The organism is Stappia sp., from assembly GCF_040110915.1.
GTDB lineage: Bacteria > Pseudomonadota > Alphaproteobacteria > Rhizobiales > Stappiaceae > Stappia.
Map to the genome: position 1 here is coordinate 2,970,818 of NZ_CP157793.1, position 22,820 is coordinate 2,993,637.

Consider the following 22,820-nt stretch of genomic DNA (forward strand, 5'->3'; position numbering starts at 1 on the left):
CTTGGCCCCCGGCGTCTCGTCATTCCTGCCGTGTCGGTATTCCTGCCCGTTGCTCACTCCTGGCCCTGCGGCACGCCGATGCGGGTGCGATGCGGCGCGAAGAGGCACGCGAGCCCGAGGATGACGCCCGAGACGGTGGCGATCATGCCGGCCGCGCTGACCGCATTGTCGGCGCCGAACCACAGCGGCCCGTAGCCGGCGAAGACATAGCCCAGCACCGCCGACAGGGTCGCGAAGGCAACGCTCCAGGCAACCTGCACCTCCAGCCGGTTGGTCATCAGCCGCGCCGCTGCCGGCGGGCAGATGAACATCGCGATCACGATGATCGAGCCGACCGCGTCGAAGGCCGCGACCGCGGCGATGGCCGCGACCACCACCAGGGCGAAGCCGATCAGACCGACCGGCAGGCCGAGCGCCTGCGCGAAGCCCTCGTCGAAGGTGGAGATCTTCAGCGGTCGCCAGAACACCAGCGTCAGCACCGCGACCAGCGCGCAGACGACGGCGATGCGCGTGAGTTCGGGCGGCAGCGCCGCCAGCGCCACCGGATCGAGCAGCGAGTGCCAGCCCTGGGCCTTGAACCAGATCAGGCTTTCCAGATTGCCCATCAGGGCGTGTTCCACGTCGAGGTGGACGGTCGAGGTGTCCGACTGCTCCAGCAGCAGCACGCCGGCGGCGAAGAGCGCGGTGAAGGTCACGCCCATCGCCGCGCCCGGCTCGATGCGCCCGAGCCGCTTGATCGCCTCGATCAGGATCACGGCGAACACCGCGGCGCCCGCGGCGCCGAACAGCATCGGCAGCGCCGCCACGGTGCCCGTCAGCAGGAAGGCGACGACGATGCCCGGCAACACGACGTGGCTGATCGCATCGCCGATCAGCGCCTGCCGGCGCAGCACCAGAAAATTGCCCGGCAGCGCGCAGGCAATGGCGGAGAAGACCCCGATCAGGATCGGTGTCAACGAGAATTGCACGAATTCGGCGCCCATCACGCGGCCCCTCCCCTTGCGCCGGAGCCGGCGACCGGCACCGGGCGGGCGAGCCGGCGGTCGAAATCGGCGATCTCGTCTGGCGTGAACACGGTCTCGATGGGCGTCAGCCCGTCGTAGCGGCCGGTGAGCCCGGCGTCCTGATGCACCTCGCGCGCGATGTCCCAGCGCCGCTCGTCGCGGGCGATCTTCGCGGCCTGCGCCCGGCCCGTGTCGGTGGCCACGCCATCGGGCCGGATCAGCCCTTCCCGGCGCAGCACCTTCAGCGTCAGGGGATCGTGGATCGCCTCGTCGCGGGCCATCGCCAGCAGCCCCTGCCGGCGGTGCACCTGACGCTGAAACCGCCAGCGCCGCAGGACGGCGGCCGCCACCCCGCGCGCCGGCGCGAAGAACAGCGACAGCAGGAACAGCCCGGCGCAGACGAGCACGATGATCGGCCCCGTGGGAACCGACGGCGCGGAGGCCGAGATCGCCGCGCCCACATAGCCCGAGACGGCGCCCACCAGACCGGCGGACCAGATGATCCGCTCGCTCTTCTCGCTCCAGAAGCGCGCCGTCACGGCCGGAATGATCAGCATGGCGACGATCAGGATCAGCCCGACGAGTTTCAGGCCGATGACCGTCACGGACATGACAAGCCCCATCATCGCCAGGTCCAGCCGGCGCACGTCGTAGCCGTTGGCGGCGGCGAACTCCGCGTCGAAGGCGACGAGCGTCATCGGCCGGCGCAACAGCCAGGTGACGAGCACGGCGAGCGACCCGCCGACCGCGATCACCACCGCGTCCTGAAACAGCATGCCCGCCGTGGAGCCGAGCAGGAAACTCTCCAGCCCCGCCTGACGTCCCTGCGACATGGTCTGGATGACCGTGAGCAGCACGATCCCGGCCCCGAAGAAGACGGAGAGAACCGCGCCGATGGCCGCATCCTCCGACAGCCGCGTGCGCCGGGCCATGGCCTCGACCAGCAGCAGCCCGATCCAGGCGGAGACGGCCGAGCCGGCCAGCAGACCGACGAGATTGCGCCCGTCGCCGCCCAGCAGCACCATGAGAATGAAGGCGAGACCGACGCCCGGCAGCGTGGCATGCGCCACTGCATCGGACACCAGCGCCCGCTTGCGCAGGAAGAGGAAGGTGCCGGACGCCCCGGCGGCGAAGCCGAGCAGCGCGGCGCCGATGCCCACCAGCGCGGCATTGTAGCCGGCGTTCAGCAACAATGCGTCGACAAGGGCGCTCATGCCGCCCCGCCGGCCGCCCCGCCGGCGATGTTGAGCTGATCGATATGCGCGCTCGCCAGACGCCCGCCGTAGGTCGCATGCAGCGTCTCGGCCGTGAAGGCCTCGGCGACGGTGCCTTCCGCGATTCTGCGCACGTTGATGAGGAACACGTGATCGAAATAGGTCTGCACGGTCGCCAGATCGTGATGCACGCAGACGACGGCCTTCTTCTCCGCCTTCAGCGCCTTCAGAACGTCGATGATCGCCCGTTCGGTCGCCGCGTCGACGCCGGCGAAGGGTTCGTCGAGCAGGTAGAGATCCGCATCCTGCGCCAGCGCGCGCGCCAGGAACACACGCTGCTGCTGCCCTCCGGACAATTGCCCGATCTGCCGGTCGGCGAAATCGGCCATGCCCACCCGGTCGAGACAGGCACGGGCGCGTGCAAGATGCGCGCCCGTCAGGCGGCCGAGCAGCCCGACCCGGCGATACAGGCCCATCAGCACCACGTCGATCACCGTGGTCGGGAAATCCCAGTCGACGCTGGCACGCTGCGGCACATAGGCGATACGCGCGCGCATCGCCTCGATCGGCTTGCCGAAGACATAGACCTCGCCCGACACCCGCGGGATGACCCCGAGCGCCGCCTTGAGCAGCGTCGACTTGCCCGCGCCGTTCGGCCCGATGATCGCTGTCATCGCCTCGGGCGCGAAACTCGCGTCGACCGAGAACACCGCCGGCTTCTCGCCATAGGACACGGTCATGCCGCGAATGGTCAGCGGGCTTGACGACGTCACGGCCGGGTTGATCGCCCGGCCGTCGGCGGCCGCCAGATTGACGGGACTGCTCGTCATTGCGTCGCCTTTCAGTTGATGGTCAGTCGGTCCGACATACCGCGTGCCGGCGTTTCGCCGCCGAGCGCGCGGGCGATCACCGTGGCGTTGTGATCTATCATGCCGACATAGGTGCCTTCGTAGGTTCCCTCTTCGCCCATCGCGTCGGAGAACAGTTCGCCGCCGATGGCGACCTCATGGTCGCGCGCCGCAGCCCCCTCGACAAGGGCGCGGATGTTGCGGTCGGACACCGAGCTTTCCACGAAGACGGCCTTGATGTCACGCGCGACCAGCATGTCCACCAGCTCCGCGATGCGCTGCAGCCCGGCCTCGCTCTCGGTCGAGATGCCCTGAATGCCGATCACCTCGAAGCCGTAGGCGGAGCCGAAATAGTTGAAGGCGTCATGCGCGGTCAGCAACACGCGGCTTTCCGCCGGCACGGAGGAGAGCACGCGCACGGCGTAATTGGCCAGCGCGTCGAGCTCGGCGAGATGCGCGTCCGCATTGGCGCGGAAGGTGGCCTCGGCCTCGGGGCGCGTGGCGATCAGCGCATCGCGCACGGCCAGCACGACCCGCGACCACAGGTTCGGGTTCATCCACACATGCGGATCGAACTTGTCGTCGTAATCGTCATGCGCGATCAAGAGGTTGCGCGGCAGTTTCTCGGCCACGGCGACGACATTGCCGCCCTCGGCGAGTTCCAGCATGAAGGTCTCGAGCTGCGCCTCGAGATAGAGCCCGTGCCACAGCACGAGATCGGCATTGGCCAGCGCGACGATGTCGCTGCGCGTCTGGCGATAGGCATGGGGATCGACGCCCGGCCCCATCAGCGCGCGAACGGTCACCTCCTCGCCGCCGACCTGGTGCGCCGCATCGGCGATCATGCCCGTCGTGGCCACGACCGTGAGCGGCTCCGCCGCCCGGCCCGCCTGCGGCGTCAGAACGCTCCCCGCGAACACGCCCACGGCAAGGGCCATGGCCATCGCGCCCCGAACCACGCCGCGCCTCGTTACTCCAATCATCGCACCTTCCCTTTCCGACGCCGGTCCGCCTTGCGGCATCGCGGCTTCCAGACATCTTCCGAACCCGAAATCCTGTCGCATCCGCCCCGCTCCATCCCGTCGTTTCCCGGGATGGGTCGCCCGTCGACGCAACCGCCGCCCGCCGGCGCTCCGGCCGACTACAGTTCCGAATGATTATGAGAACGATTTGCAATTGTCAATGAAGATGCAACTCATTTGCAAAAATTACGCGGAGCGTTCCGGCGATGACGTCTGGCGGGGACGATACGCGACGCACAGTCCGGCGGATCGACGGGCAGCGTCGGGGGAAAGGAAAGGGCGAGGGCGAGGGCGAGAGCGATGCCCGGCTCCCGCCGACGCGCGCACACGAAAACCCCCGCGCCATCGCACGGGGGTTTCCACGGGGGTTTCTCGGCGTCGTCGGGTCCGTGTCCCGAAGACGTCAGCCGGGGACGTCTCCCGGAGAGGACCGGCCCTCCCTGGCGGATGGGCGTCGTCCCGACAGCGCTCGGCCAGAGCAATTCAGCAAGAGCCGGAGACTTTTGCGCGCGCGACATTGCGGAACAACGGAGGCATGGAGCGTTTCGAGCGATCCAGCGGACACGAGAAACGCTTTAGGCCGCCTGGATCCGCTCCAGGAAGCGGTCGATCTCGGCGCGCAGGCTTTCGGCCTGTGTGTTCAGATCGGTTGCCGCCGACAGCACTTCGCTGGAGGCCCCGCCGGTCTGCTCGGCGGTCGCGCTCAGATGGACGATGCTTTCGCTCACGGCCCCGGTTCCCGCCGCGGCGGTCTGGACGTTGCGCGCGATCTCCTGGGTCGCCGCCCCCTGCTCCTCCACCGCCGAGGCGATGGTGGCGGCGATCTGGTCCATCTCCCGGATGGTCGCCGTGATGCCCTCGATGTCGGTCACGGCGAGGCCGGTCGCCCCCTGGATCTCGGAGATCTGCCGGCCGATCTGATCGGTGGCGCGGGTGGTCTGTTCGGCGAGTTCCTTCACTTCCGCCGCGACCACCGCGAAGCCGCGCCCCGCCTCCCCGGCGCGCGCCGCCTCGATGGTGGCGTTGAGCGCCAAAAGGTTGGTCTGCTCGGCGATGTCGGAGATCAGCCTCAGCACCTCGCCGATCTTCTGCGCCGCGCCGGCCAGCGACTGCACCCGGGCCGAGGTCTGGTCGGCACTGACCACCGCCGTCTGCGACATGGAGGCGGAGGTCGCCACCTGCCGCGAGATCTCCTGAATGGAGGCCGACAGTTCCTCCGCCGCCGTGGCGATGGTCTGCACGTTGCTGCTCGCCTCTTCCGAGGCCTCGCTCACCCGCCCGGATTGTGCGGCGGCCTCGCGGGCGCTTTGCGACAGACCGCTCGCCGCCGCCTCCATCTGCGCGCCGGCGCTGGTCACCGAGGCGATGGCCGTCTGCGCCGCGGCGCGGAAATCCGCGGTGGCGGCCTCGATCGCGGCCTGCCGCCGCGCCTTGACCTCGGCCTCGCGCGCCTGCTCGGCCTTGAGCCGCTCGCCCTCGGCCATGCGGTCGCGGAACACCTCCACCGCCCGCGCCATGTCGCCGATCTCGTCGGCGGAATCGCGGGCCGGGACGTCGAGATCGAAGTCGTTGTCGGAAAGCCGCGCCATCGCGCCGGTCAGGGCAACCACCGGCCGCGACAGCATCCGCGACAGGCCATAGGCAATCGCGGCGCCGATGATGAGACACAGCAGACCGACGCCGATCGCCACACCGACCTGCGTCTCGAATCTCTCGGAAATCTCGGGCCCGATGCGGTCCTGCCGGGCAATCATATCCGCCTTTTCCTGAAGCGCGCGCGACAGCATCTGCGGACCGATGCGGTCGAGGTCCTGGGTGTAGAGGCGGTCCCGCTCTCCCGTCGCGGCCACCACCCCGGCGAAGAGTTGCCGAAACCGCTGGAGGCCCTCCGCAACCTCTGTCGCCAACGCGCGCCGCCCGGCGTCGGACAGCGCCGCGGTCAGATCCGCAAGTTCGCTCTCGGCAAGGTCGAGTTCCCGATTAACGCGCGCGCGCTTTGCTTCGCTCGCGCCGCGCAGATACTCGAGCGTGTAGTAGCGCGCCAGCAACAGATGCTGCAGAACCTTTCCGGCATAGACGGCCGCCGCGATGTCGTTGTTTCCGTAGCTGCCGACGAGGATCGTCGTGAGCGTCTTGCGGGTTTCCGTGCCGAGCGGAAGCATCGTATCGGTCAGGTCGTGGCGCTGCTCTTCATGGCCGAGGGCGGCCTCGAAGGCCGCGAGATAGGCCCGCGCCTGCTCTGCAAGATCCTCGAGCGCCACGCGATCCGCCGCCGCCCCGCCAAGCTCGAGCGCGCGGGCGCGCTGGTCGAGCAACGTCGCGACGGCAGCCCGCACCTCCTCGGCCGCCGCGTCATCGTCCAGCGCGCGATACTTCATCACACCGAGGCGCGCGGCCAGCACCTGATCGGCGATATCCGCGAAGATCACCGATTGCCGCGCCGCGCCGCGATAGTCGGAAAACCGGTCGCGCGATTGATTGGCCGCCCAATAAGCGAAGCCGGCCAGCACCGTCGTCAGGACAAGGACGGCGCCAAAGCCACAGTAGAGTTTGTTGCGTATCGAGTATCGTCGCATGTCACAGTCCTCGGCATGAAGTGTTCACGGCCCAAAAATGCGGATCTCCACATTCCCGCCATTCTCGAGAAGACTGCACTCCGCGCCGGTTAACGAAATATAAATCCGAAATTTCCTGAGTTTCCTTAGGTCAGAATTCTAATCTATTTTCTACGAAACTTGCGTGATCGAGCCTATCTACAACTTATATATGTATTTTTCCGAATATCACCCCCACGAGGCGCCCGCGTCGACACGGCACAGACCGACGGGACCGGGGATCGGACCCGTCAAAAGTGCGTAGATCAATACCCTGGTGGCCTGCGGACTTTGGACTGGCAGTAATGAAAAGCCGTTCGTCTAGTCGTCTCTGTCGACAATATGTGATGGCCGAAACCTGCGGCGCGCGGCACGTCGCGGCGATGCAGCGGGCGATCCGACGTCGCCGGACGTTCCGGGGCGCTTGCGGCCCTCACCGCTGGACATTCCCCGCGATTCGCCGCTTTATGGCGGCCGTCGCCTCCAGCCCGTCACGGGACGTTCATATGAACGTAGTTTATTGTTCATGTGAAATCGTTAAACTCCCTGTCCATGACTGGTGATCTGACAATCACGGACCGTCAGCGGGACATTGCGGATCTGGTGCAGTCGGACGGCTTCGCCTCCGTCGAGGCCTTGGCCGAGCGCTTCCAGGTCACCACGCAGACGATCCGCCGCGATCTCGCGCGGCTGTGCGAACAGGGCATTCTCCGGCGCACCCACGGCGGCGTGGAGCCGCCCGCCCCCGTCGGCAATCTGCATTATGCCCGCCGCCAGATCCTCAATCTGCCCGCCAAGCGGGCGATTGCCGAGCGCGTCGCGCAAGAGGTTCCCGACGGCGCGTCGCTGGCCTTTTCCATCGGCACCACGCCGGAGATCGTGATGCAGGCGCTCGCCCGCCACACCGCCTTGCGCATCTTCACCAACAATCTGCATGTCGCCTTTTCCGCCTCCCAGGCCGAGAGTTTCGAGGTCACCATCGCCGGCGGGCGGCTGCGCCACGGCGACCGCGACACGCTGGGCGCGGAGACCGAGCGCTTCTTCAGCGCCTACAAGGTGGATATCGGGATCTTCGGCGTCGCCGGCGTCGACACGGACGGCACGCTGCTCGACTTCCACGAGGAGGAAGTGGCGGCACGGCAGGCGATCCTCGCCAATTGCCGCAAGGCGTTTCTGGTGCTCGACGCCACCAAGTTCGGCCGGGCGGCGCATGTGCGCGGCGGCCACATCACGGACGTGGATGCGGTGTTCTGCGATCACCCCCTGCCAAAGGATCTCGATGCGGCCCTGCGCGCCGACGGGCGGCAGGTCGTGATCGCCGCCCACGCGCGCTGATCGCTGCCGGCACGGGTGGGCAAGGCCCGGGCGTGGCACGCTTTGCCCCGCATCCGGAATTCTGTGTGCCCCGTCCCGACCCGGGCGCCGCCGCTTGAACGCAACGTCAATACACGGGAAGCAAGACGGTCTTCAGCGTCCGGCGTGCCCTGCGCGCGTCGGCATGATCGTCGGGAACCGCTTCCGTGAAACGCCTCGCCTCGTGCCTCCGCCCCCTCGCCCTCACGCCCGTCCTGGCGCTCGCGCTCGCCGCCTGCCAGACCGCCCCGTCCACCCAGCGTGCGGCCATTGCCCCCACCGCCGCGACCGGCTTCGCCCAGCCGGGGCCGGTCTTCGGCGCGGCACCCGCTGCCCAGCCGATCCGGCGCACCACGACGCTTTCCTCCGACAGCAAGTCCTGGGTGGACGCCGACGGCACCCGCCACACCAAGACCAGCCGCTCCACCGCGTCCGTGTCGCTCGACCCCAATGCGGTCGGCAGCGCCGTCGCCATGTTGCTTGGCGGCAGCGGCATTGCCCCCTCCGCCCCGGCGCGCCAGCCCGGCGCGGGCGACTACGCCGGCACCTGGCGTCTCGACGTCGCCGGCAAGCAATGCGACCTCACGCTTCAGGCCCCCGGCGGTCGCCCCTCCGGCACGGCCACCACCTTCGGCTGTCTCGGGACGGATCTCGGCAATGTCACCGGCTGGTCGCTGCGCGGCCGCGAGGTGATTCTGACGGGCCTGTTCGACAAGCAACTCGCCGTTCTGCGCGCCACCGGCGGAAACCGGCTGGACGGAACGACGCCGAACGGCTCCGCCCTCACCGCCTGGCGCTGACCGGAGGTCGCCGGGTACCGGACGCCGAGCGCCGAGCGCTGACTACTGACCATCGACCACCGGGCGGCCGGCCGGTTTCGGCCACGCGGTCTTCCCCGATGTCAGAACACGGGCGTCCCGGCGCGATGGGCGCGGGATGAAGGCCGACACGAGGCGCCAGGGATCAGGAGGCGCCAGGGTTCAGGCGCCAGGGATCAGGCGCCCGGGTCAGCCCCCGCGTCAGGCGCTCAGCGTGCGGATCCAGTCCTCGTAGCGCCGGTCGACCATCTCGACGATGTCGGTGTCCGCCCGCCCGCGCCCCGGGTCGGCGCGCAGATCGCTCGCGGTCACGCCGAACTGCGCGCGAAACGCGCGGGAGAACGCGCTGTCGTTGACGAAGCCGCAATCGAGCGCGATCCGCGACACCGGCCGGTCGGCGCAGCGCCGGTCGAGCAGCATGCGCGCGGCAAGCCGCAGCCGGCGTTCGCGGATATAGGCACGCACCCCGCCGAAGGCGGCGAACATCTCGTAGAGCCGGGTGCGCGACACGCCGACGGCGCGCGCGATCGCCGCCGGCGACAGGTCGGGATCGCCGAGACGGCGCTCGATCTCCTGCCTGGCGCGCACCATGAGCGCGAAGGCCACACCGGCGGCCTGCGCCTCCGTTTCCGGCTCGCTGGCATTGAGACAGGCGGCCACCAGACCGGTGCTCGCGGCACTCGCCTCGACCGCCTGCGCCGGAGTGAGACTGCCCGCGACGTTTTTCAGCGTTCGAACATGGTTGATCAGCAAGGTCGAGAGCGGGTTGCGCGCGTCGATCACCTGCATGTGGTGGTCGACGGAATGCTTGAGATGCGGCTCGAGCACGGGGCGGGGCAGAAGCAGCGACAGGTTGGTGAAGTCACTGGTGCGCGATTGCATGGCCTGCGCCAGGTCGAAGACCACCAGAGCGTCCTGCCGGAACGTCTGCGCCCGTCCGCGATGGCTGAACTCCATGGTCCCGGTTTCGTAGATCTGGATCATGAAATGATCCATGCCGTCGCGGGCGATCAGCTCCGGCGAGCGGGCCCAGGACTGCGCCAGGGTCCGGGTGCGCACCACCGCGAGATCGCCGACGAGATGCGCATCGACCTCCGCCTCGAAGCCGGCCTTGCGCCGCTCCTTCGGGGCATCCACCTCGAATACGCAATTGATGCTGTCGCGCCACAGATCGAAGCGCTCGGACGGCGCCACCGCCTCGAGCGAAAACACGCTGTGCGGCACGCCCGATCGAGTGTCGCGCTCCACACACCCCTCCCCAAAAATTACAATGCCGGAACAATCGATTAAAAATTGAGAAAACTCAAGAGGAAGAGAGGCCTCCCGCGATGCACGGCACGCCCTGCGCGTTACGTCCAGGAGACGGCGATCGCAGCGCCCGCCAAGCCGCGATCCTCGACCACTGAGGCCCGCGCCCGCGGGCTGACGAGCACCTGGAACAGTCGCGCGAAAACCGCCGCGTGCCAGGGCACGCCGGGGAGCGTCAGCGGATGATCCTGCAACGCGAAGGTCGCCGGCTTGCGCGACACCACCGTCAGCCTGCCGCCGCCGACGAAGGTCCAGGCGTTTTTTTCGATGGCCCGGATGAGCAACGGCGCGGCCAGAACCGGGGGAAGCGCGGTGAGCAGGCCGCGCACCGGCGCGGGAATGCGGTTGGCGATGACGTAATCGGCGGTGCGCCGTCCGGCCTCGGCGGCCAGCCGCGCCGCATCTTGCGGGAAATCGGCATATAGGCAGGCGTAGAGGCGCTCGACGGGGGCGGCCGGGACCAGCGCACCAGGCGGATCGTCCAGCCAATCGACCAGGCCGACGCGGGCGAACAAAGCGCGCGCCACCGCGTCGCCGCGCCAATCGGAAAGGGCGGCGGCCAGTTGCAGGGCGGCATTCGGCCCGATGCGGTCGGTGCGGGCTCCGGTGTCGCGGGCAGGCGGCGCGGCACCGGGATCGCTCGCGGCCGCACGCCGCGCGGCACCGGGATCGACGGGGCGTGGCGCGACCCGGGCCGCGCCGGCCGCCTCAGGCATCGGTCATCTGCTGCGTGCCGCCGCCGCAGGCCATCGTGCGGGCGGCGTCCGGTGCCTCGCCCGGTTTCGCCTCGCCCTCGCCCGCCAGCTTCGCGCGCGCCTTCTGCAGTTCCAGCTTGCGGTCGTGGATCGCGGCCCAATCCTCGAGCTGGGCCGGCGCGATGGTCCGCGTGCGGTCGAAGTTGAAGTTGACCGTCTTCTTCGACTGCGGGCCCCAGTAGTTGGCCTTGCCGAGGTCGTAGAACTTGCGCTGGAACCCGGCCTTGAGGAACGCCTTGAGACAGCCGAGCAGATAGCGCCGGCGGAAGCCCGTGCCCCGCCAGGGGTAATGGAACAGCGCCTTCTGCATGTAGAAGCGGCGGTAGTTGTTCATCACCCGGTCGAGCAATTCGCCCCGGTCCATGGCCTGCGGCTTCATGATCGGCGTGACGAAATTGTACTTCTCGAAGTCGAAGATCTCGACCTTGTCGCCCAGTTCCTGGAACAGCGGCGTGAACGGCCAGGGCGTATACATCGCCCAATTGGCGAGATCCGGCTGCCAGTCCCACGCCATGCGGTAGGTTTCCTCCAGCGTCTCGGCCGTTTCGTTCTCCAGCCCGACGATGAATTGCGCCTCGACGAAGATGTCGGCCTCGCGCAGCAGGCGGATCGCTTCCTTGTTTTCCTGGACCTTGGTTTCCTTGTTGAAGCGGTCGAGCTTGAGCTGCGCGGCCGCCTCGGTGCCGAGCGAGACATGCACGAGCCCCGCCTTGCGGTAGAGCGAGAGCAACTCCTTGTCGCGCATGATGTCGGTGACGCGGGTGTTGATGCCCCATTTCACCTTGTCGGGCAGGCCGCGCGCGATCAGCTCCTCGCAGAACTGGATGAACTTCTTGCGGTTGATGGTCGGCTCCTCGTCCGCCAGGATGAAGAATCCGATGTCGTGGTCGTTGACCAGCGTCTCGATCTCGTCGACGACCTTCTTCGGGTCGCGCACCCGGTAATCGCGCCAGAACTTCCATTGCGAGCAGAAGGAACAGGTGAAGGGGCAGCCCCGCGCCATGTTGGGGATGGCGACGCGCACGCCGAGCGGCACATAGATGTATTTGCCCCACTCCAGCAACGACCAGTCCGGATTGATCGCGTCGAGCTCCTTGACCGTCGGCGCCGCCGGCGTGGCGACGAAGGTGCCGTCGTCGTCGGCATAGGCCAGGCCCTTGATCTGCTTGCGGTCCCGTGGCCAACGGCCCTCGGCGACGGTGCGCACCAGCTCGCGGAAGATCTCCTCGCCCTCGCCGCGCACGATCACATCGACCCAGGGCGCCTCCGAAAAGACCTGCTTGTACATGAAGGTCGCATGGATGCCGCCGAGCACCCTGAGCGCATCCGGAACCACCTCCGAGGCGATCTTGAGGATCGTCTCCGCCTTGTAGATGGAGGGCGTGATCGCCGTGGTGCCGACGATGTCAGGCTGCAATTCCTCCAGACGCCGCGCGATTTCCTCGTCGCCGATGTCGTTGGTCATCGCGTCGATGAAATGGATGTCGGTGAAGCCGGCGTCCCTCAGATGGCCCGCGAGATAGGCGACCCACGCGGGCGGCCAGTTTCCGGCGATCTCGGCACCGCCCGAGTGATAGTTCGGATGAATGAGCACAATGCGCATGGGTCGACCTCCCTTGTCACGGAAAGTCTACACCCGTCGCTGTCAATTGATTTTGACGCATGTCAATTTCACGTGACAGTCGTGCGATCCGCCGATCGCGCGACCGGCCCGTCCGCGGCGTCAGAAAGGCCAGATGGCCACCGCCGCCCCCACGGCCACGGTCGCGGGCAGCGCGCGAAACAGCAGAAGTCCGACGAGATCCTCGAGCGGATAGGCCGGGCGGTCGAGCAGATAGGGAAGCCGGGTTTCGAGCATGTTCTTGAAGAAGCGCCAGCGCTCGCCGGGCCGTGGCGGCAGTCGCTTGAAGGCGCCCGGCAGCATGTCCAGAATGCGCGCGGAGGCGATCCTGTTTTCCGCCGGGAAGTGAAAGAACACGGGCGCTGCGCCCGTGCGGGTGTGCACCAGCCGTCCGTCCTCGACGCGGTAGAGACGCCGCTCCAGCCCCACCTGACAGGCGCTGCTTGCAAAGATCGTCTGATCATAGTCGAGCGCGGCGGCGGCGTGGTCCATGAACCACCGGTTGATCAGCGTCTGGTCGCAGTCCGGCGCCCCCTCGTAGCGCAGCGCGCCGAGCATGGCCGTGAGCGCCCCCGCGGTCCCGATGTATCCGCCCGAATTGAGAAAGCGGTACATCCCGCTGCGGCCGCCGGCGGGCGGATAGCGCCGCGACGCCCGGTATCGCCCCGGCAATTTGTAGGTGAACCCGGGCTCGGTGGAAAACACGATCGGCGCGCCGAAGGCGCGATACCGCGCGACGAGATCGGCCGGGTCGCGGATCATGACGACGTCATAGGCATCCGTGTAGACGACGATCTCCTCCGCCGGCCGGGTCTCCAGATGGTCTTTCAGCAACCGCATCGCCGCCAGGTGACCGGGATAGGGAGACCCGGTCCACACCACATGCGGCGTCACGCCGAAAGATCCCAGCGTCTCCAGATAACGCTCGAGCCCCGGGGTCCTGTCGGACGCAAGTGTGACGTAGTGGACGACCTGCCGAGCCGAATTCGCGCTCACCGCCCGCTTATGCGGCCAGACCGAGAAGACGGCGCGCCTCCTCGACCGAGGCCGGATGCCGGTCGTACTCCGCGCAAAGGTCCACCGTGCGCTTGACCAGCGCGGCGTTGGAGGGCGCCAGCGTGTCGCGGTCGAGGCGCACGTTGTCCTCCAGCCCCGTGCGGCAATGCCCGCCGCGCTCCAGGCTCCAGCGGTTCAGCTCGAGCTGGTGCCGGCCGATGCCCGCCGCCGTCCAGGTCGCGTCCGGCATCAGCCGCTTCGTCGTCTCGACGTAGAACTCGAACACGGCGCGATCCACCGGCATGGCGTTCTTGACGCCCATGACGAACTGCACGTGCAGCGGTCCGTCGAGCCGCCCGTCCTCGACCATCTTCGCCGCCTGGAAGATATGCGACAGGTCGAAGGCCTCGATCTCGGGCTTCACCTTGTAGGTGCGCATTTCCGATGCGAGCCAGTCGACCAGCTCGGGCGGGTTCTCGTAGACGCGGGTCGGGAAGTTGTTCGATCCCACCGACAGCGACGCCATGTCGGGTGCCAGCGGCAACATGCCGCCGCGCGCCTTGCCCGCGCCCGACCGACCGCCGGTGGACAGCTGGATGATCATGCCCGGGCAATGCGTCTTCAGGCCTTCGACGAGACGGGCGAAGCGCTCGGGGTCCGACGTCGGCGTGCCGTCCTCCTCGCGCACGTGACAATGCGCGATGGTCGCGCCGGCCTCGAAGGCTTCCTGCGTGCTCTCGATCTGCTCGCTGATCGTGATCGGCACGGCCGGATTGTCGGACTTCTGCGGAACGGACCCGGTGATGGCCACGCAGATGACGCAAGGCTCGGACATTCGAACAAGCTCCTGAAAGGCAAGGCGGCGGACGCCCGGCATGCGGACCGCAACCGGTCCGCGCGCGCCCGCGCGGGCGGGGATGACAACAAGGAGGCTTGTCGATATCAGGTTCGCGGGCCAACGGCAAACCGCCGGGCGCGCGCCTTCAGGAGCGCACGGCGGCGCGGGCGACGTTGCCGGGTCCGGAGGCCGGCGCCGGCCCGTGCCCCTTGCCCTGCAGGGAGCGCAGGAGCATCGCTCCGAACTCCGGGGCCGGAACCGGGCGACCGTAGAGAAAGCCCTGCGCGATCGTGCATCCCACCTCGGTGAGCAGCCTCACCTGGGCCGGCGTTTCCACGCCCTCCACGGTCACCGCGATATCGAGCCGCCGCGCCAGCTCCACGATGGAGGTGATGATCGACAGGCTGTTGGGATCGGTCTCCAGCGTCTGCACGAAGGTGCGGTCGATCTTCAGTTCGTCCCAGTCGAAGCTGCGCAGGTAGGACAGGGCGGAATAGCCGGTGCCGAAATCGTCGAGCGCCAGCCACACGCCGAGGCGCTTGAGGCGTTCCAGCATGGCGACGGCCCGGTGCGGGTCCGACATCACCATGCTCTCCGTCACCTCCAGCTTCAGCCGCCGGGCCGGCAAGCCGGTTTCCTTCAGGATGGCGGCCACGGTCTCGGCGAGATCGCGCTGCGCCAGCTGCGCGACCGAAAGGTTCACGGAGACCGGAACCGCATCGCCGATCAGCGTCGCGTCGCGGCAGGCCGAGCGCAGGATATGCCGGCCGATCTCCACGATCTGGCCGCTGGCCTCGGCGATGGGTACGAATTCGCTCGGCGGCACCCAGCCCAACCGGGGATGGTACCAGCGCGCCAGCGCCTCCATCCCCGTGATCCGGCCGCTCGCCATGTCCACCTGCGGCTGGTAGTGGGGAACGATGTCGCCATCGCGCAGGGCGTCCTCGATCCCCGCCTCGATGGTCTGGCGACGGGTCGCATTGACGCGCATTGAGCTGTCGTAGACGCGCACGCGGCCCTTGCCCGCGGCCTTGGCCTGGCCAAGCGCGAGATCGGCGTTCTGCATGAAGACCGTGCCCTGGGCGATGTCGGGCGTGGCCGACGCCAGGCCGATGCTCGCGTTGACCACGACGCTGCCGTAGTCGAGTTCATGCGGGCGCTGCAGCGCCTCGATCACCTCGCGCGCCCTGGCGACGGCCGCCTCGGTGCCGCCTGGAACCCACAGCAACACGGTGAACTCGTCGCCGCCGAGCCGGGCGATCAGCGCCTCGCCGCCCCAGCCGTGGGCGATCTCCTCCAGCCGGCGCGCGACGGAGACCAGAAGCCGGTCGCCGGCCACATGCCCGAGCATGTCGTTGATGCCCTTGAAGCCGTCGAGATCGAGCGCGAGCAGGAACAGGCCATGGCCGTCGTTGCGCGCGGCACGCGCCCGCAACGCCTCCTCCAGCGCCGCGTTGAAGGCCAGCCGGTTGGCCAGATCGGTCAGCGGATCGCGCCGTGACACGGCCTCGAAGCCGCGCGCGTTGCGCTCCGCCTCGGCCCGCGCCCGCTTCAGCCTGCGGGCCTGGATCGACATGAACACCAGCAACAGCGCGCCGAAGCAAATCAGCGTCACGATCAAGCGATGCTGGAGCCTCTGGTGCTGGCGCAGGGTCTCGCGGATCTCGTTGGCCTTGCGCAGATTGTCCATCATCGCCTCGCCGCCGATGCGCGACATGTCGGCCACCACGTCGGACAGGATCGCGTCGATCGCCGCCACCTGCCCGGGCTCGGAGAGACGGGCATAGGCGGGCGCGAGCGCGGCGACCTCGCGCCTGAGGCGCAGCAGGGTCTCGCGCCGCGCCGGCTCCTCGGCGACGAAGGCGCCGAACGCCCCCGACAGCCAGGTGTCGATCCGCCCGGCGAGAATGTCGTAGAACAGCCGCGCGGTCTCCGCATCCTGCGCCGCGCCGCTGGCGGCGTAGCGCGACAGGCGCTCCATGGCGTTGACGGCGTCGAGCCGGCCGTTGAGCCCGGTCATCGCGATGTCGTAGCGCATCGAGCGCTCCACCGCGTCCTCCGTCGACACGACGATCTCGGTCTGCACCAGGATCACGACCACGAGCACGGCGATCAAGGCGATCGCGGCATGGCGGAACCGGTCGGCAAGGGCGAACGGCCCCTTCGAGAGCGGCGGCTCGGACATGACGGTCACTTCACGGTCAGCCGGCGCAGCTGCCATACCGACTTGGTGTAGAAGAGCTCGTTCTCAAGCTCCGGCTTGCGGTCGAAGGGATAGATCACGAACAGCGGCCCCTTGTCGCGCACGCTCATGTAGGCGCCGTTCGCCTTGAGCGCGATCAGGACGTCATGGTCCCGCGCGTCGGACAGGGGGATCTCCGCGTAATACTCGTTCAGCGCGGTCGCAACGAGCGTGCGTCCCTGCGCACCGACGTGGTCCAGCACCCTGGACAGACGCACCCCTTCGAACACGACCACATCGTCGAACCATGGCGTCGACGTCTCTTCCCGTTCGACGCCGAGCGCCTCCAGCTCGGAGCGGGTGAAATCCACCGGCGCCCCGTCGGCGAGGTTTCCGTCGACGGTGAGGATCACCCTCTCGCCAGCCGTTTCCGGCGCCGGATTCCGAGTCCCGTCCTGGGCTTTGGCCGAACCCGCCCCGACGATCAGGGCCAGGATCACGGCCGGAAGAAGGGCCCGCAGCTTCATTGCACACATCCTCCGGTTGTCACCGCACGGGACAATACCCGCAATCTGCAATTGGCACGGCCCAACTTTGGCTCAACCTGTAATAATGTTTTCCTAACAAGACACCATATCAAAAAATAATCGTCACCCGGAATTTTGTTAACATCATGAAATAGAGTCTTTGCACTGCCGTTGATTCTTTTAAAAATATTCTAAAATATAATCATAATTTGAATCCAATTCCTATATTACGATAAAAATAATCATGTTTGTTGATCTAACTCGAGCTCCGACAGAAAAGCTCGCGAAATTTTGCAGGGTCCAGTCTCCTTTCAGTCCTGCATATGGATCATTCCTGTAAGCCTGGCGACCGACGGGATCGGCGGATCTCTGCCTCCACGATCATGGCAAGGCGTCCTGGTCGGCAAGCCGGAGGCCCGCGTTTCGCGTCGTCGAGATGGCCCGGGGCGATTCGAAACAGGCCACCGCGCCCGCCGACAGCGCTTCGTTGTAGACAAAGCCTGCCGCGCCCAGACGGGCGAAGATCTCGCGCACCCCCGCACGGCCGAAGCGTTGCGGGTGAAGCTCCACGATGATCCTGGCAAGCGTGCCGAACGCCATATGTCGGAACAGCTCCAGTTCCGCGCCCTCGATGTCCGCGATCAGGACGGAGATATCGTGCTCGGCAATGAAGGCGGAGGCATCGCGCACGGGCACCGCCACGCTGTCGAGGCTGCCAGGCTGATCCTGCCCGATGCCGGAGCGCCAGAACTCCCGATGTCGGCGAAAGGCGACCGATCCGGCCGCGAGAACGGCCGGGTCGGTCGCGAAGGCGGCATGGATCACCTCGACGCCGGTGACCGCGTTACGCGCATGTGTTTCGTGAATATGCGGGATCAGACGCGCATCCGCTTCCACCGCGGCATAGAAGGCCGGCGCGACATTGCGCATCACACCGGCGGACACGAAGCCGATGCCGGCCCCCAGTTCCAGCACCCGGTCTCCCGGCTCCACCAGTCGCGAGGCCGTTTCCAGTTCGCGCGCCTCATAGCGGCCCGCGCGGATCTCCGCCACGATTCGATCTGTCGCCACCTGCGCATTGAGGCTGAGGACCAGCCCGCTGGTGGCATGCGTGACCAGCATGCGTTTCATCCCGCGTCCTTTGGCTTGAGTGCGGCGATCGCTGCGCCGGAACCGGACCGCCGGTCGGGCTGGCAGGGATCGCACGCCACCAAGCTTGGGATGATTCGCGACTAAATCTAACCCTCAGGATGCATTTTCCGAAAAAGGCACGTCCTGGCTGCGGGCGCGAGGCAAGGCGACGCGAGGGCGACACGCGGGCGCAACGGGACACGAACCAGGATATGGGGACGCGGCGCAAACGCGGGCGAGCCGAGGCGCCGCCCCGCTCACGCGGAGCGGGCGGGCGTTTGCGCAAAGCTCTCGATCGCCGCGACGAGGTCGGCGATGGCGGTGCCGAGATCGTCGCTGTTGTCTACTGTGCGCATCGGCGCGACGGCCGGAATCTCCACCGTGCGCGACAGGCGCCGGGCGATCTCCTCCGCGCTTTCCCGGCCGCGGGCCGCCAGACGCCGTGCCACCACCTCCGGCCGTGCCGTCAGCGACACGATGGCGAGGCGCGGAAACCTGTGCGCCATGTCGGCGAGCACCTTGCGCGAGCCGTTGACCACCGCGTGCCGCCCCGCCGCGAGATCGCCGACGAGGGAGGCGGGCAGGCCGTACTTCAGGCCATGCGCTTCCCACCAGAAGCAGAAGGCGCCGTCCGCGCGCGCCCGGTCGAAGGCGGCATCGGTGACCGGTATATGCACTTCGGCATCGCTTGCCTGCGGCCGGGTGATGGTGCGGCGGACGAAAAAGAGGTCGCCGCGTCCGGCAAGCCGGTCCCGCGCCGCGCTCATCAAGGTGTCCTTGCCGACCCCGCTCGGGCCCACCACGGCGATCAGGCAGCCCGGGGTCGCGGACGGCATGGGGCTGCGCGCGCTCACGCCACCCGGCGCCCCTCGCGCCACACGCAGCGCACGATGGGGATATGCTCCTCCACCCGCACCCGCACCAGATCGGCGCGCTTGCCGAGCGCGATCTCGCCGCGGTCGTCCAGACCTGCGGCGGCGGCGGGATTGCGCGTCACCATGGCCACCGCCTGCGGCAGGGACACCTCCTCGACCACCTCGCCCAGGAAGAAGGCGGACTGGATCATGCTGAAGGGGATGTAGTCGGACGACAGGATGTCGAGCAGCCCCCGCTCGGCCAGATCGCGTGCCGACACGTTGCCGGAGTGCGACCCGCCGCGCACGACGTTCGGCGCGCCCATCAGCACGGCAAGGCCCTGCTCCTTCGACGCCCGCGCCGCCTCCACCGTGGTTGGAAACTCGGCCACGCGGATGCCGAGGTCGACCGCCTCCTCGACATGGTCGCGCGTCGCGTCGTCGTGGCTCGCCAGCACGATGCCGCGCTCGCGCGCAACCTCGGCCACCGCCTTGCGGTTCTTGTCCGAATAGGTGGCCGACTCCTTCAGGCGCTTCTCGCAGAACGCGGTAAACTCCGCGTCCGTCATGCGCATCTTGCCCTTGTAGTAGACGGCATAGGCATCGAGGCTCGCGAACTGGCGCTGCCCGGGCGAGTGATCCATCAGCGAGGCGAGCCGCACGCGCGGATCGCCATCGAAAAGCTGGAACATCTCCATGCAGTTGGCCGCGGACACCTCGCAGCGCAGATGAATGAAATGATCGGCCCTGAGCCGCCCGCGCGCCACGCCCGCCTCGATGGCGTCGGCCAGCCGCCGCATGTCGTGGCCGGTGACGTCCGCATCCTCGTCGAGGCCGACGCGCAGCGCGTCGAACACGGTGGTGATGCCGCTGGTCGACACCTGCGCGTCATGCGCGCATACGGCCGCGATCGGGTTCCATTGCACCTTGGGGCGCGGCATGTAGTGGTTCTCGAGATGGTCGGTATGCAGCTCGACCAGGCCGGGAATGAGGAAGTCGCCTTCCATGTCTTCCGCCTGCGTCACACTGCTCGGCGCGGTGTCCAGGCCGACGATGGCGCCGTCCTTCACATGCACCGAACCGGTGATCACCTCGTCGCCCAGAACGATCCGGGCATTGGTCAGCGTCTTTTCCATTCTTGCGTCTTTCAGGCCGGGTGGGTCGCGGCGTCGCGGACAAGCGCCGCCTCGTGAATGCAGGTGAAGGGGGCGCCCCGCGCCGTCTCGCGATAAACCGCGATCCGGTCGATGGGCAAGGGCGCCGCCAGCGCCTCCTTGAAGTGAGCGCGCAGGGCCGATCCGACGGTCGAGGCCTCGGGGTCCGACAGCCGCTCGCTCAGCGTCATGTGGAAGCGAAACTCCTCGAAGACGAAGGGATAGCCCCAATCCGTCAGATAGGCCCGCTGGCGCGGCGACAGCGCGTCGGGGTTGCGCCGGGCGATGTCCGCCTCGGTGAGCGGCGCGCGAAACGGCTCGAAGCGATGCACCACCGCGTCCGCCAGCGCCTGCAGCTCCGGCGACGGCGCCGCCGGCGTCAGCGCGAAGAAGCCGCCAAGCCGCGAGACCTCCAGCCGCAGGGCCGGCACCGGCGCATGGCCGGCGGCGAAGGCATCCACCCCGGCGATCAGGTCGGCCTCGCGCGCCTGCTCCGCGAGCTTGAACGGCGCCTTGAGCGTGGCGTGGAACCCGTAGCGCGCAGGCGCGCGCACCAGCGGCGCGCGGGCGTCCGCCGACAGGCCACCGATGGGCGCGGGCGCGACCACGCGTCCGAAGACGCTGCGGCCGAGCCAGCTTTCCGCACGCCGAACCACCTCATGCGACGAAGGCGGCGTGAAATAGACGGCGTATCGCATGCGTGTGTCATACCTTTCCTGATCGGCCTTGCGCCGAATGTGCGCCGGGCCCGTGCCGGCTTGCGCGGGCTGCCACAGCGCCTCCCGGACCGCCGGTGTCCCGTCCCGAAGCCCGAGGTGCAAAGCCCTGCCCGTATCCCTGGCCATCGCCGCCCTGCCTACCCCATCCCCGCCCCTCGGGCGATGGCGAAGACGCAGGGCCCAAGCGTTCGCACGGGACGTCGGCGACCCGTGCGGCGGCGCCGGCTCAGTGGCGCTGCGTGCCGATCAGCCGCGAGCGCAGGGCGTTGGAGACCCCGTCGAAGACGAAGACGACGATCAGGATCAGGATCACCATGTAGGCGACATTCTCCCAGTCCTGATTGGTGCGCATCGCTTCCCACAGCTTGAGACCGATGCCGCCGGCGCCGACGGCGCCGATGATGGTGGCCGAGCGGGTGTTCGACTCCCAGAAGTACAGCGCCTGACTGGCGAAGAGCGGCAGGACCTGCGGCAGCACCCCGAAGCGCTGCACCGAGGTCGGCGACGCACCGACGGATTTCACGCCCTCGCGCTGCTTGTCGTCGATGTTTTCCAGCGCCTCGGAATAGAGCTTTCCGAGCGTGCCCGTATCGGTGAAGAAGATGGCGGAAATGCCGGCGAGCGGTCCGGGGCCGAAGGCGCGGGTGAAGAACAGCGCCCAGATCAGCATGTCGACGGAGCGCAGGAAGTCGAAGAAGCGCTTGTTGATCTGGTTGATCAGCCGGCTGCGGGTGATGTTGCGCGCCGCCAGGAAGGCCAGCGGAAAGGCGACGATCCCGGCGAACAGCGTGCCGACGAAGGCCATCACGATGGTCTGCAGCAGCTTGGTCCACACATCGAGATGCTGCCAGTCCGCATTGTAGAGAATGTTGTTCCAGGCCAGCGCCAGGTTGGAGCGCTCCGGATCGATCCGCTCGCCCGAGACGATCAGGCTGGCGACCTCGCCGGCACTCTTGCCCCAGAAGGGCGAACTGGCGTCGAAGACGAAGTTTTCCCAGCCGAGGAACCGGTGGCGCACCTTCACCGCGTCGTAATCGACCTCGACGCGACCGGCGAAGCCGAAATAGGCCACCACCTTGCGTCCCGCGCGCCGCTGCTCCGCCCAGTCGGGCAGATCCCCGTCGACGGACACGATGTCGTCCTCGCCGAGCCGCACAAGAACCGACTCCGACCCGCGCACGAGCAGGACCTCCCGGGGTCCGATTTCGATCCGGTTGTCCGCGCCCATGGTGACGGTCGCGGCGGTGATCACCTCCTCCACGACCGTGTCGGGCGCCTTTGGCGCGGTCTCCGGCACGGCGGGCCGGCTGGCGGTCGGCGCACCGGGCGCCATGAAGGAGAAGCTGGAACCGCCGCCCGACGACGTGGCATCCGCGTCGTCAGCATCGGTGTCGCCTGCGTCGGCGGTGGGGGCGGCCGTGTCGGGCTGCGTGCCCTGCGCGCCCGGCACCATGAAGGAATTGGAGACCTTGGAGTCCAACGTCGCGGCGGAGCCGGCTGCCGGCGCCGCGACGGTGCGCTCCATGCGGGCCGTCTCGATCGAAATCCAGTCGGGATCGGGATCGGAGCCGAGCGGCGAGAAGCGCGACCACTCCAGGAAGATCGCCCCGTCGCGTTCGATCTCGAAATCGGGGCGCACCTCGTAGGACACCCAGTCGGCGAGATAATTGCCGGCGATGTCCCAATTGGCGTCGTTGAGCACCTTGCCGATGCCGAAGAACCACCAGCAGTAGACGCTGTAGAGCGCGATCAGCACCAGCGCCAGAGGCGCCCGGTAGCGCTTCCAGGCGCTCCGGGTGAAGACCTGCGGATGCCGGGACGCGATGTCATCGACGGCGGCCGCGTCGAAGTCGGCGGTATGCGTGACAGCCATGGACCTCAA

General features: G+C 67.9%; 19 protein-coding genes. 2 read left to right on the forward strand and 17 right to left on the reverse strand.

Annotated features, from left to right (window positions below):
* Window positions 1-53: 53 nt before the first annotated feature.
* From ABL312_RS13360 to ABL312_RS13380, 5 genes are all read right to left on the reverse strand, one after another.
* Window positions 54-983 carry a metal ABC transporter permease gene (locus tag ABL312_RS13360; protein ID WP_349361412.1) on the reverse strand — a complete coding sequence of 310 codons (930 nt, stop codon included), beginning with the start codon at window positions 981-983 and terminating at the stop codon, window positions 54-56.
* The gene (locus ABL312_RS13365) at window positions 983-2,218 is read right to left on the reverse strand and encodes a metal ABC transporter permease (protein ID WP_349357883.1); all 1,236 of its coding nucleotides are present in this window, start codon (window positions 2,216-2,218) and stop codon (window positions 983-985) included. Before ABL312_RS13365 ends, ABL312_RS13360 begins: the two co-directional genes overlap by 1 nt.
* A complete protein-coding gene (locus tag ABL312_RS13370) occupies window positions 2,215-3,048 on the reverse strand; it encodes a metal ABC transporter ATP-binding protein (RefSeq protein ID WP_349357884.1) in 834 nt (277 codons plus the stop codon). Before ABL312_RS13370 ends, ABL312_RS13365 begins: the two co-directional genes overlap by 4 nt.
* 11 nt (window positions 3,049-3,059) lie before the next feature.
* Window positions 3,060-4,049 (reverse strand): metal ABC transporter solute-binding protein, Zn/Mn family, encoded by a 990-nt coding sequence (locus ABL312_RS13375; RefSeq protein ID WP_349357885.1) that lies wholly within the window; start codon window positions 4,047-4,049, stop codon window positions 3,060-3,062.
* Window positions 4,050-4,663: 614 nt separating this feature from the next.
* Entirely contained in the window at window positions 4,664-6,664 is a 2,001-nt protein-coding gene (locus ABL312_RS13380; RefSeq protein WP_349357887.1) for a HAMP domain-containing methyl-accepting chemotaxis protein, read from the reverse strand.
* Between the two features lie 570 nt (window positions 6,665-7,234).
* Between ABL312_RS13380 and ABL312_RS13385 the strand changes: the two genes are divergently transcribed.
* Together ABL312_RS13385 and ABL312_RS13390 are read left to right on the forward strand one after the other, a co-directional pair.
* The gene (locus tag ABL312_RS13385; RefSeq protein WP_349357888.1) at window positions 7,235-8,017 is read left to right on the forward strand and encodes a DeoR/GlpR family DNA-binding transcription regulator; all 783 of its coding nucleotides are present in this window, start codon (window positions 7,235-7,237) and stop codon (window positions 8,015-8,017) included.
* A gap of 185 nt (window positions 8,018-8,202) precedes the next feature.
* A complete protein-coding gene (locus tag ABL312_RS13390; protein WP_349357889.1) occupies window positions 8,203-8,835 on the forward strand; it encodes an AprI/Inh family metalloprotease inhibitor in 633 nt (210 codons plus the stop codon).
* A 219-nt stretch (window positions 8,836-9,054) separates the two neighbouring features.
* On the opposite strand, the gene ABL312_RS13395 is transcribed toward ABL312_RS13390, so the two are convergent.
* The 12 genes from ABL312_RS13395 to phnE all read right to left on the reverse strand — a co-directional run bounded on the left by ABL312_RS13395 (window position 9,055) and on the right by phnE (window position 22,811).
* On the reverse strand, window positions 9,055-10,101 hold the full coding sequence (locus ABL312_RS13395) for a helix-turn-helix domain-containing protein (protein ID WP_349357890.1): 1,047 nt from the start codon (window positions 10,099-10,101) through the stop codon (window positions 9,055-9,057).
* A 101-nt stretch (window positions 10,102-10,202) separates the two neighbouring features.
* On the reverse strand, window positions 10,203-10,877 hold the full coding sequence (bchJ, locus tag ABL312_RS13400; RefSeq protein WP_349357891.1) for a bacteriochlorophyll 4-vinyl reductase: 675 nt from the start codon (window positions 10,875-10,877) through the stop codon (window positions 10,203-10,205).
* The gene (bchE, locus tag ABL312_RS13405; protein WP_349357892.1) at window positions 10,870-12,519 is read right to left on the reverse strand and encodes a magnesium-protoporphyrin IX monomethyl ester anaerobic oxidative cyclase; all 1,650 of its coding nucleotides are present in this window, start codon (window positions 12,517-12,519) and stop codon (window positions 10,870-10,872) included. Before bchE ends, bchJ begins: the two co-directional genes overlap by 8 nt.
* Window positions 12,520-12,639: 120 nt before the next feature.
* On the reverse strand, window positions 12,640-13,533 hold the full coding sequence (locus ABL312_RS13410) for a glycosyltransferase domain-containing protein (RefSeq protein WP_349357893.1): 894 nt from the start codon (window positions 13,531-13,533) through the stop codon (window positions 12,640-12,642).
* A gap of 7 nt (window positions 13,534-13,540) precedes the next feature.
* A complete protein-coding gene (locus ABL312_RS13415; protein ID WP_349357894.1) occupies window positions 13,541-14,368 on the reverse strand; it encodes a 3-keto-5-aminohexanoate cleavage protein in 828 nt (275 codons plus the stop codon).
* A 148-nt stretch (window positions 14,369-14,516) separates the two neighbouring features.
* Window positions 14,517-16,556: an EAL domain-containing protein gene (locus ABL312_RS13420; RefSeq protein WP_349357895.1), complete on the reverse strand. Its 2,040-nt coding sequence runs from the start codon at window positions 16,554-16,556 to the stop codon at window positions 14,517-14,519.
* Window positions 16,557-16,561: 5 nt separating this feature from the next.
* Window positions 16,562-17,080 (reverse strand): molybdopterin-dependent oxidoreductase, encoded by a 519-nt coding sequence (locus tag ABL312_RS13425; RefSeq protein ID WP_349357896.1) that lies wholly within the window; start codon window positions 17,078-17,080, stop codon window positions 16,562-16,564.
* 381 nt (window positions 17,081-17,461) lie between these two features.
* Window positions 17,462-18,211, reverse strand: coding sequence for an FkbM family methyltransferase (locus ABL312_RS13430; RefSeq protein ID WP_349357897.1), 750 nt, complete (start codon window positions 18,209-18,211; stop codon window positions 17,462-17,464).
* Window positions 18,212-18,468: 257 nt separating this feature from the next.
* Window positions 18,469-19,047 (reverse strand): phosphonate metabolism protein/1,5-bisphosphokinase (PRPP-forming) PhnN, encoded by a 579-nt coding sequence (phnN, locus tag ABL312_RS13435; protein ID WP_349357898.1) that lies wholly within the window; start codon window positions 19,045-19,047, stop codon window positions 18,469-18,471.
* A gap of 14 nt (window positions 19,048-19,061) precedes the next feature.
* Complete coding sequence (locus ABL312_RS13440; protein WP_349357900.1) at window positions 19,062-20,201, reverse strand: alpha-D-ribose 1-methylphosphonate 5-triphosphate diphosphatase; 1,140 nt, start codon at window positions 20,199-20,201, stop codon at window positions 19,062-19,064.
* Window positions 20,202-20,212: 11 nt separating this feature from the next.
* Window positions 20,213-20,917 (reverse strand): DUF1045 domain-containing protein, encoded by a 705-nt coding sequence (locus tag ABL312_RS13445; RefSeq protein ID WP_349357901.1) that lies wholly within the window; start codon window positions 20,915-20,917, stop codon window positions 20,213-20,215.
* A gap of 247 nt (window positions 20,918-21,164) precedes the next feature.
* Window positions 21,165-22,811 (reverse strand): phosphonate ABC transporter, permease protein PhnE, encoded by a 1,647-nt coding sequence (phnE, locus tag ABL312_RS13450; protein WP_349357902.1) that lies wholly within the window; start codon window positions 22,809-22,811, stop codon window positions 21,165-21,167.
* Between the last annotated feature and the right edge of the window lie 9 nt (window positions 22,812-22,820).

What these genes read in the sequence shown, in the direction of transcription:
- ABL312_RS13360 (WP_349361412.1), bottom strand. Translation starts at nt 983, where the DNA reads ATGGGCGCCGAATTCGTGCAATTCTCGTTGACACCGATCCTGATCGGG.
- ABL312_RS13365 (WP_349357883.1), bottom strand. Translation starts at nt 2,218, where the DNA reads ATGAGCGCCCTTGTCGACGCATTGTTGCTGAACGCCGGCTACAATGCC.
- ABL312_RS13370 (WP_349357884.1), bottom strand. Translation starts at nt 3,048, where the DNA reads ATGACGAGCAGTCCCGTCAATCTGGCGGCCGCCGACGGCCGGGCGATC.
- ABL312_RS13375 (WP_349357885.1), bottom strand. Translation starts at nt 4,049, where the DNA reads ATGATTGGAGTAACGAGGCGCGGCGTGGTTCGGGGCGCGATGGCCATG.
- ABL312_RS13380 (WP_349357887.1), bottom strand. Translation starts at nt 6,664, where the DNA reads ATGCGACGATACTCGATACGCAACAAACTCTACTGTGGCTTTGGCGCC.
- ABL312_RS13385 (WP_349357888.1), top strand. Translation starts at nt 7,235, where the DNA reads ATGACTGGTGATCTGACAATCACGGACCGTCAGCGGGACATTGCGGAT.
- bchJ (WP_349357891.1), bottom strand. Translation starts at nt 10,877, where the DNA reads ATGCCTGAGGCGGCCGGCGCGGCCCGGGTCGCGCCACGCCCCGTCGAT.
- bchE (WP_349357892.1), bottom strand. Translation starts at nt 12,519, where the DNA reads ATGCGCATTGTGCTCATTCATCCGAACTATCACTCGGGCGGTGCCGAG.
- ABL312_RS13415 (WP_349357894.1), bottom strand. Translation starts at nt 14,368, where the DNA reads ATGTCCGAGCCTTGCGTCATCTGCGTGGCCATCACCGGGTCCGTTCCG.
- ABL312_RS13420 (WP_349357895.1), bottom strand. Translation starts at nt 16,556, where the DNA reads ATGTCCGAGCCGCCGCTCTCGAAGGGGCCGTTCGCCCTTGCCGACCGG.
- ABL312_RS13425 (WP_349357896.1), bottom strand. Translation starts at nt 17,080, where the DNA reads ATGAAGCTGCGGGCCCTTCTTCCGGCCGTGATCCTGGCCCTGATCGTC.
- ABL312_RS13430 (WP_349357897.1), bottom strand. Translation starts at nt 18,211, where the DNA reads ATGAAACGCATGCTGGTCACGCATGCCACCAGCGGGCTGGTCCTCAGC.
- phnN (WP_349357898.1), bottom strand. Translation starts at nt 19,047, where the DNA reads ATGCCGTCCGCGACCCCGGGCTGCCTGATCGCCGTGGTGGGCCCGAGC.
- ABL312_RS13440 (WP_349357900.1), bottom strand. Translation starts at nt 20,201, where the DNA reads ATGGAAAAGACGCTGACCAATGCCCGGATCGTTCTGGGCGACGAGGTG.
- ABL312_RS13445 (WP_349357901.1), bottom strand. Translation starts at nt 20,917, where the DNA reads ATGCGATACGCCGTCTATTTCACGCCGCCTTCGTCGCATGAGGTGGTT.
- phnE (WP_349357902.1), bottom strand. Translation starts at nt 22,811, where the DNA reads ATGGCTGTCACGCATACCGCCGACTTCGACGCGGCCGCCGTCGATGAC.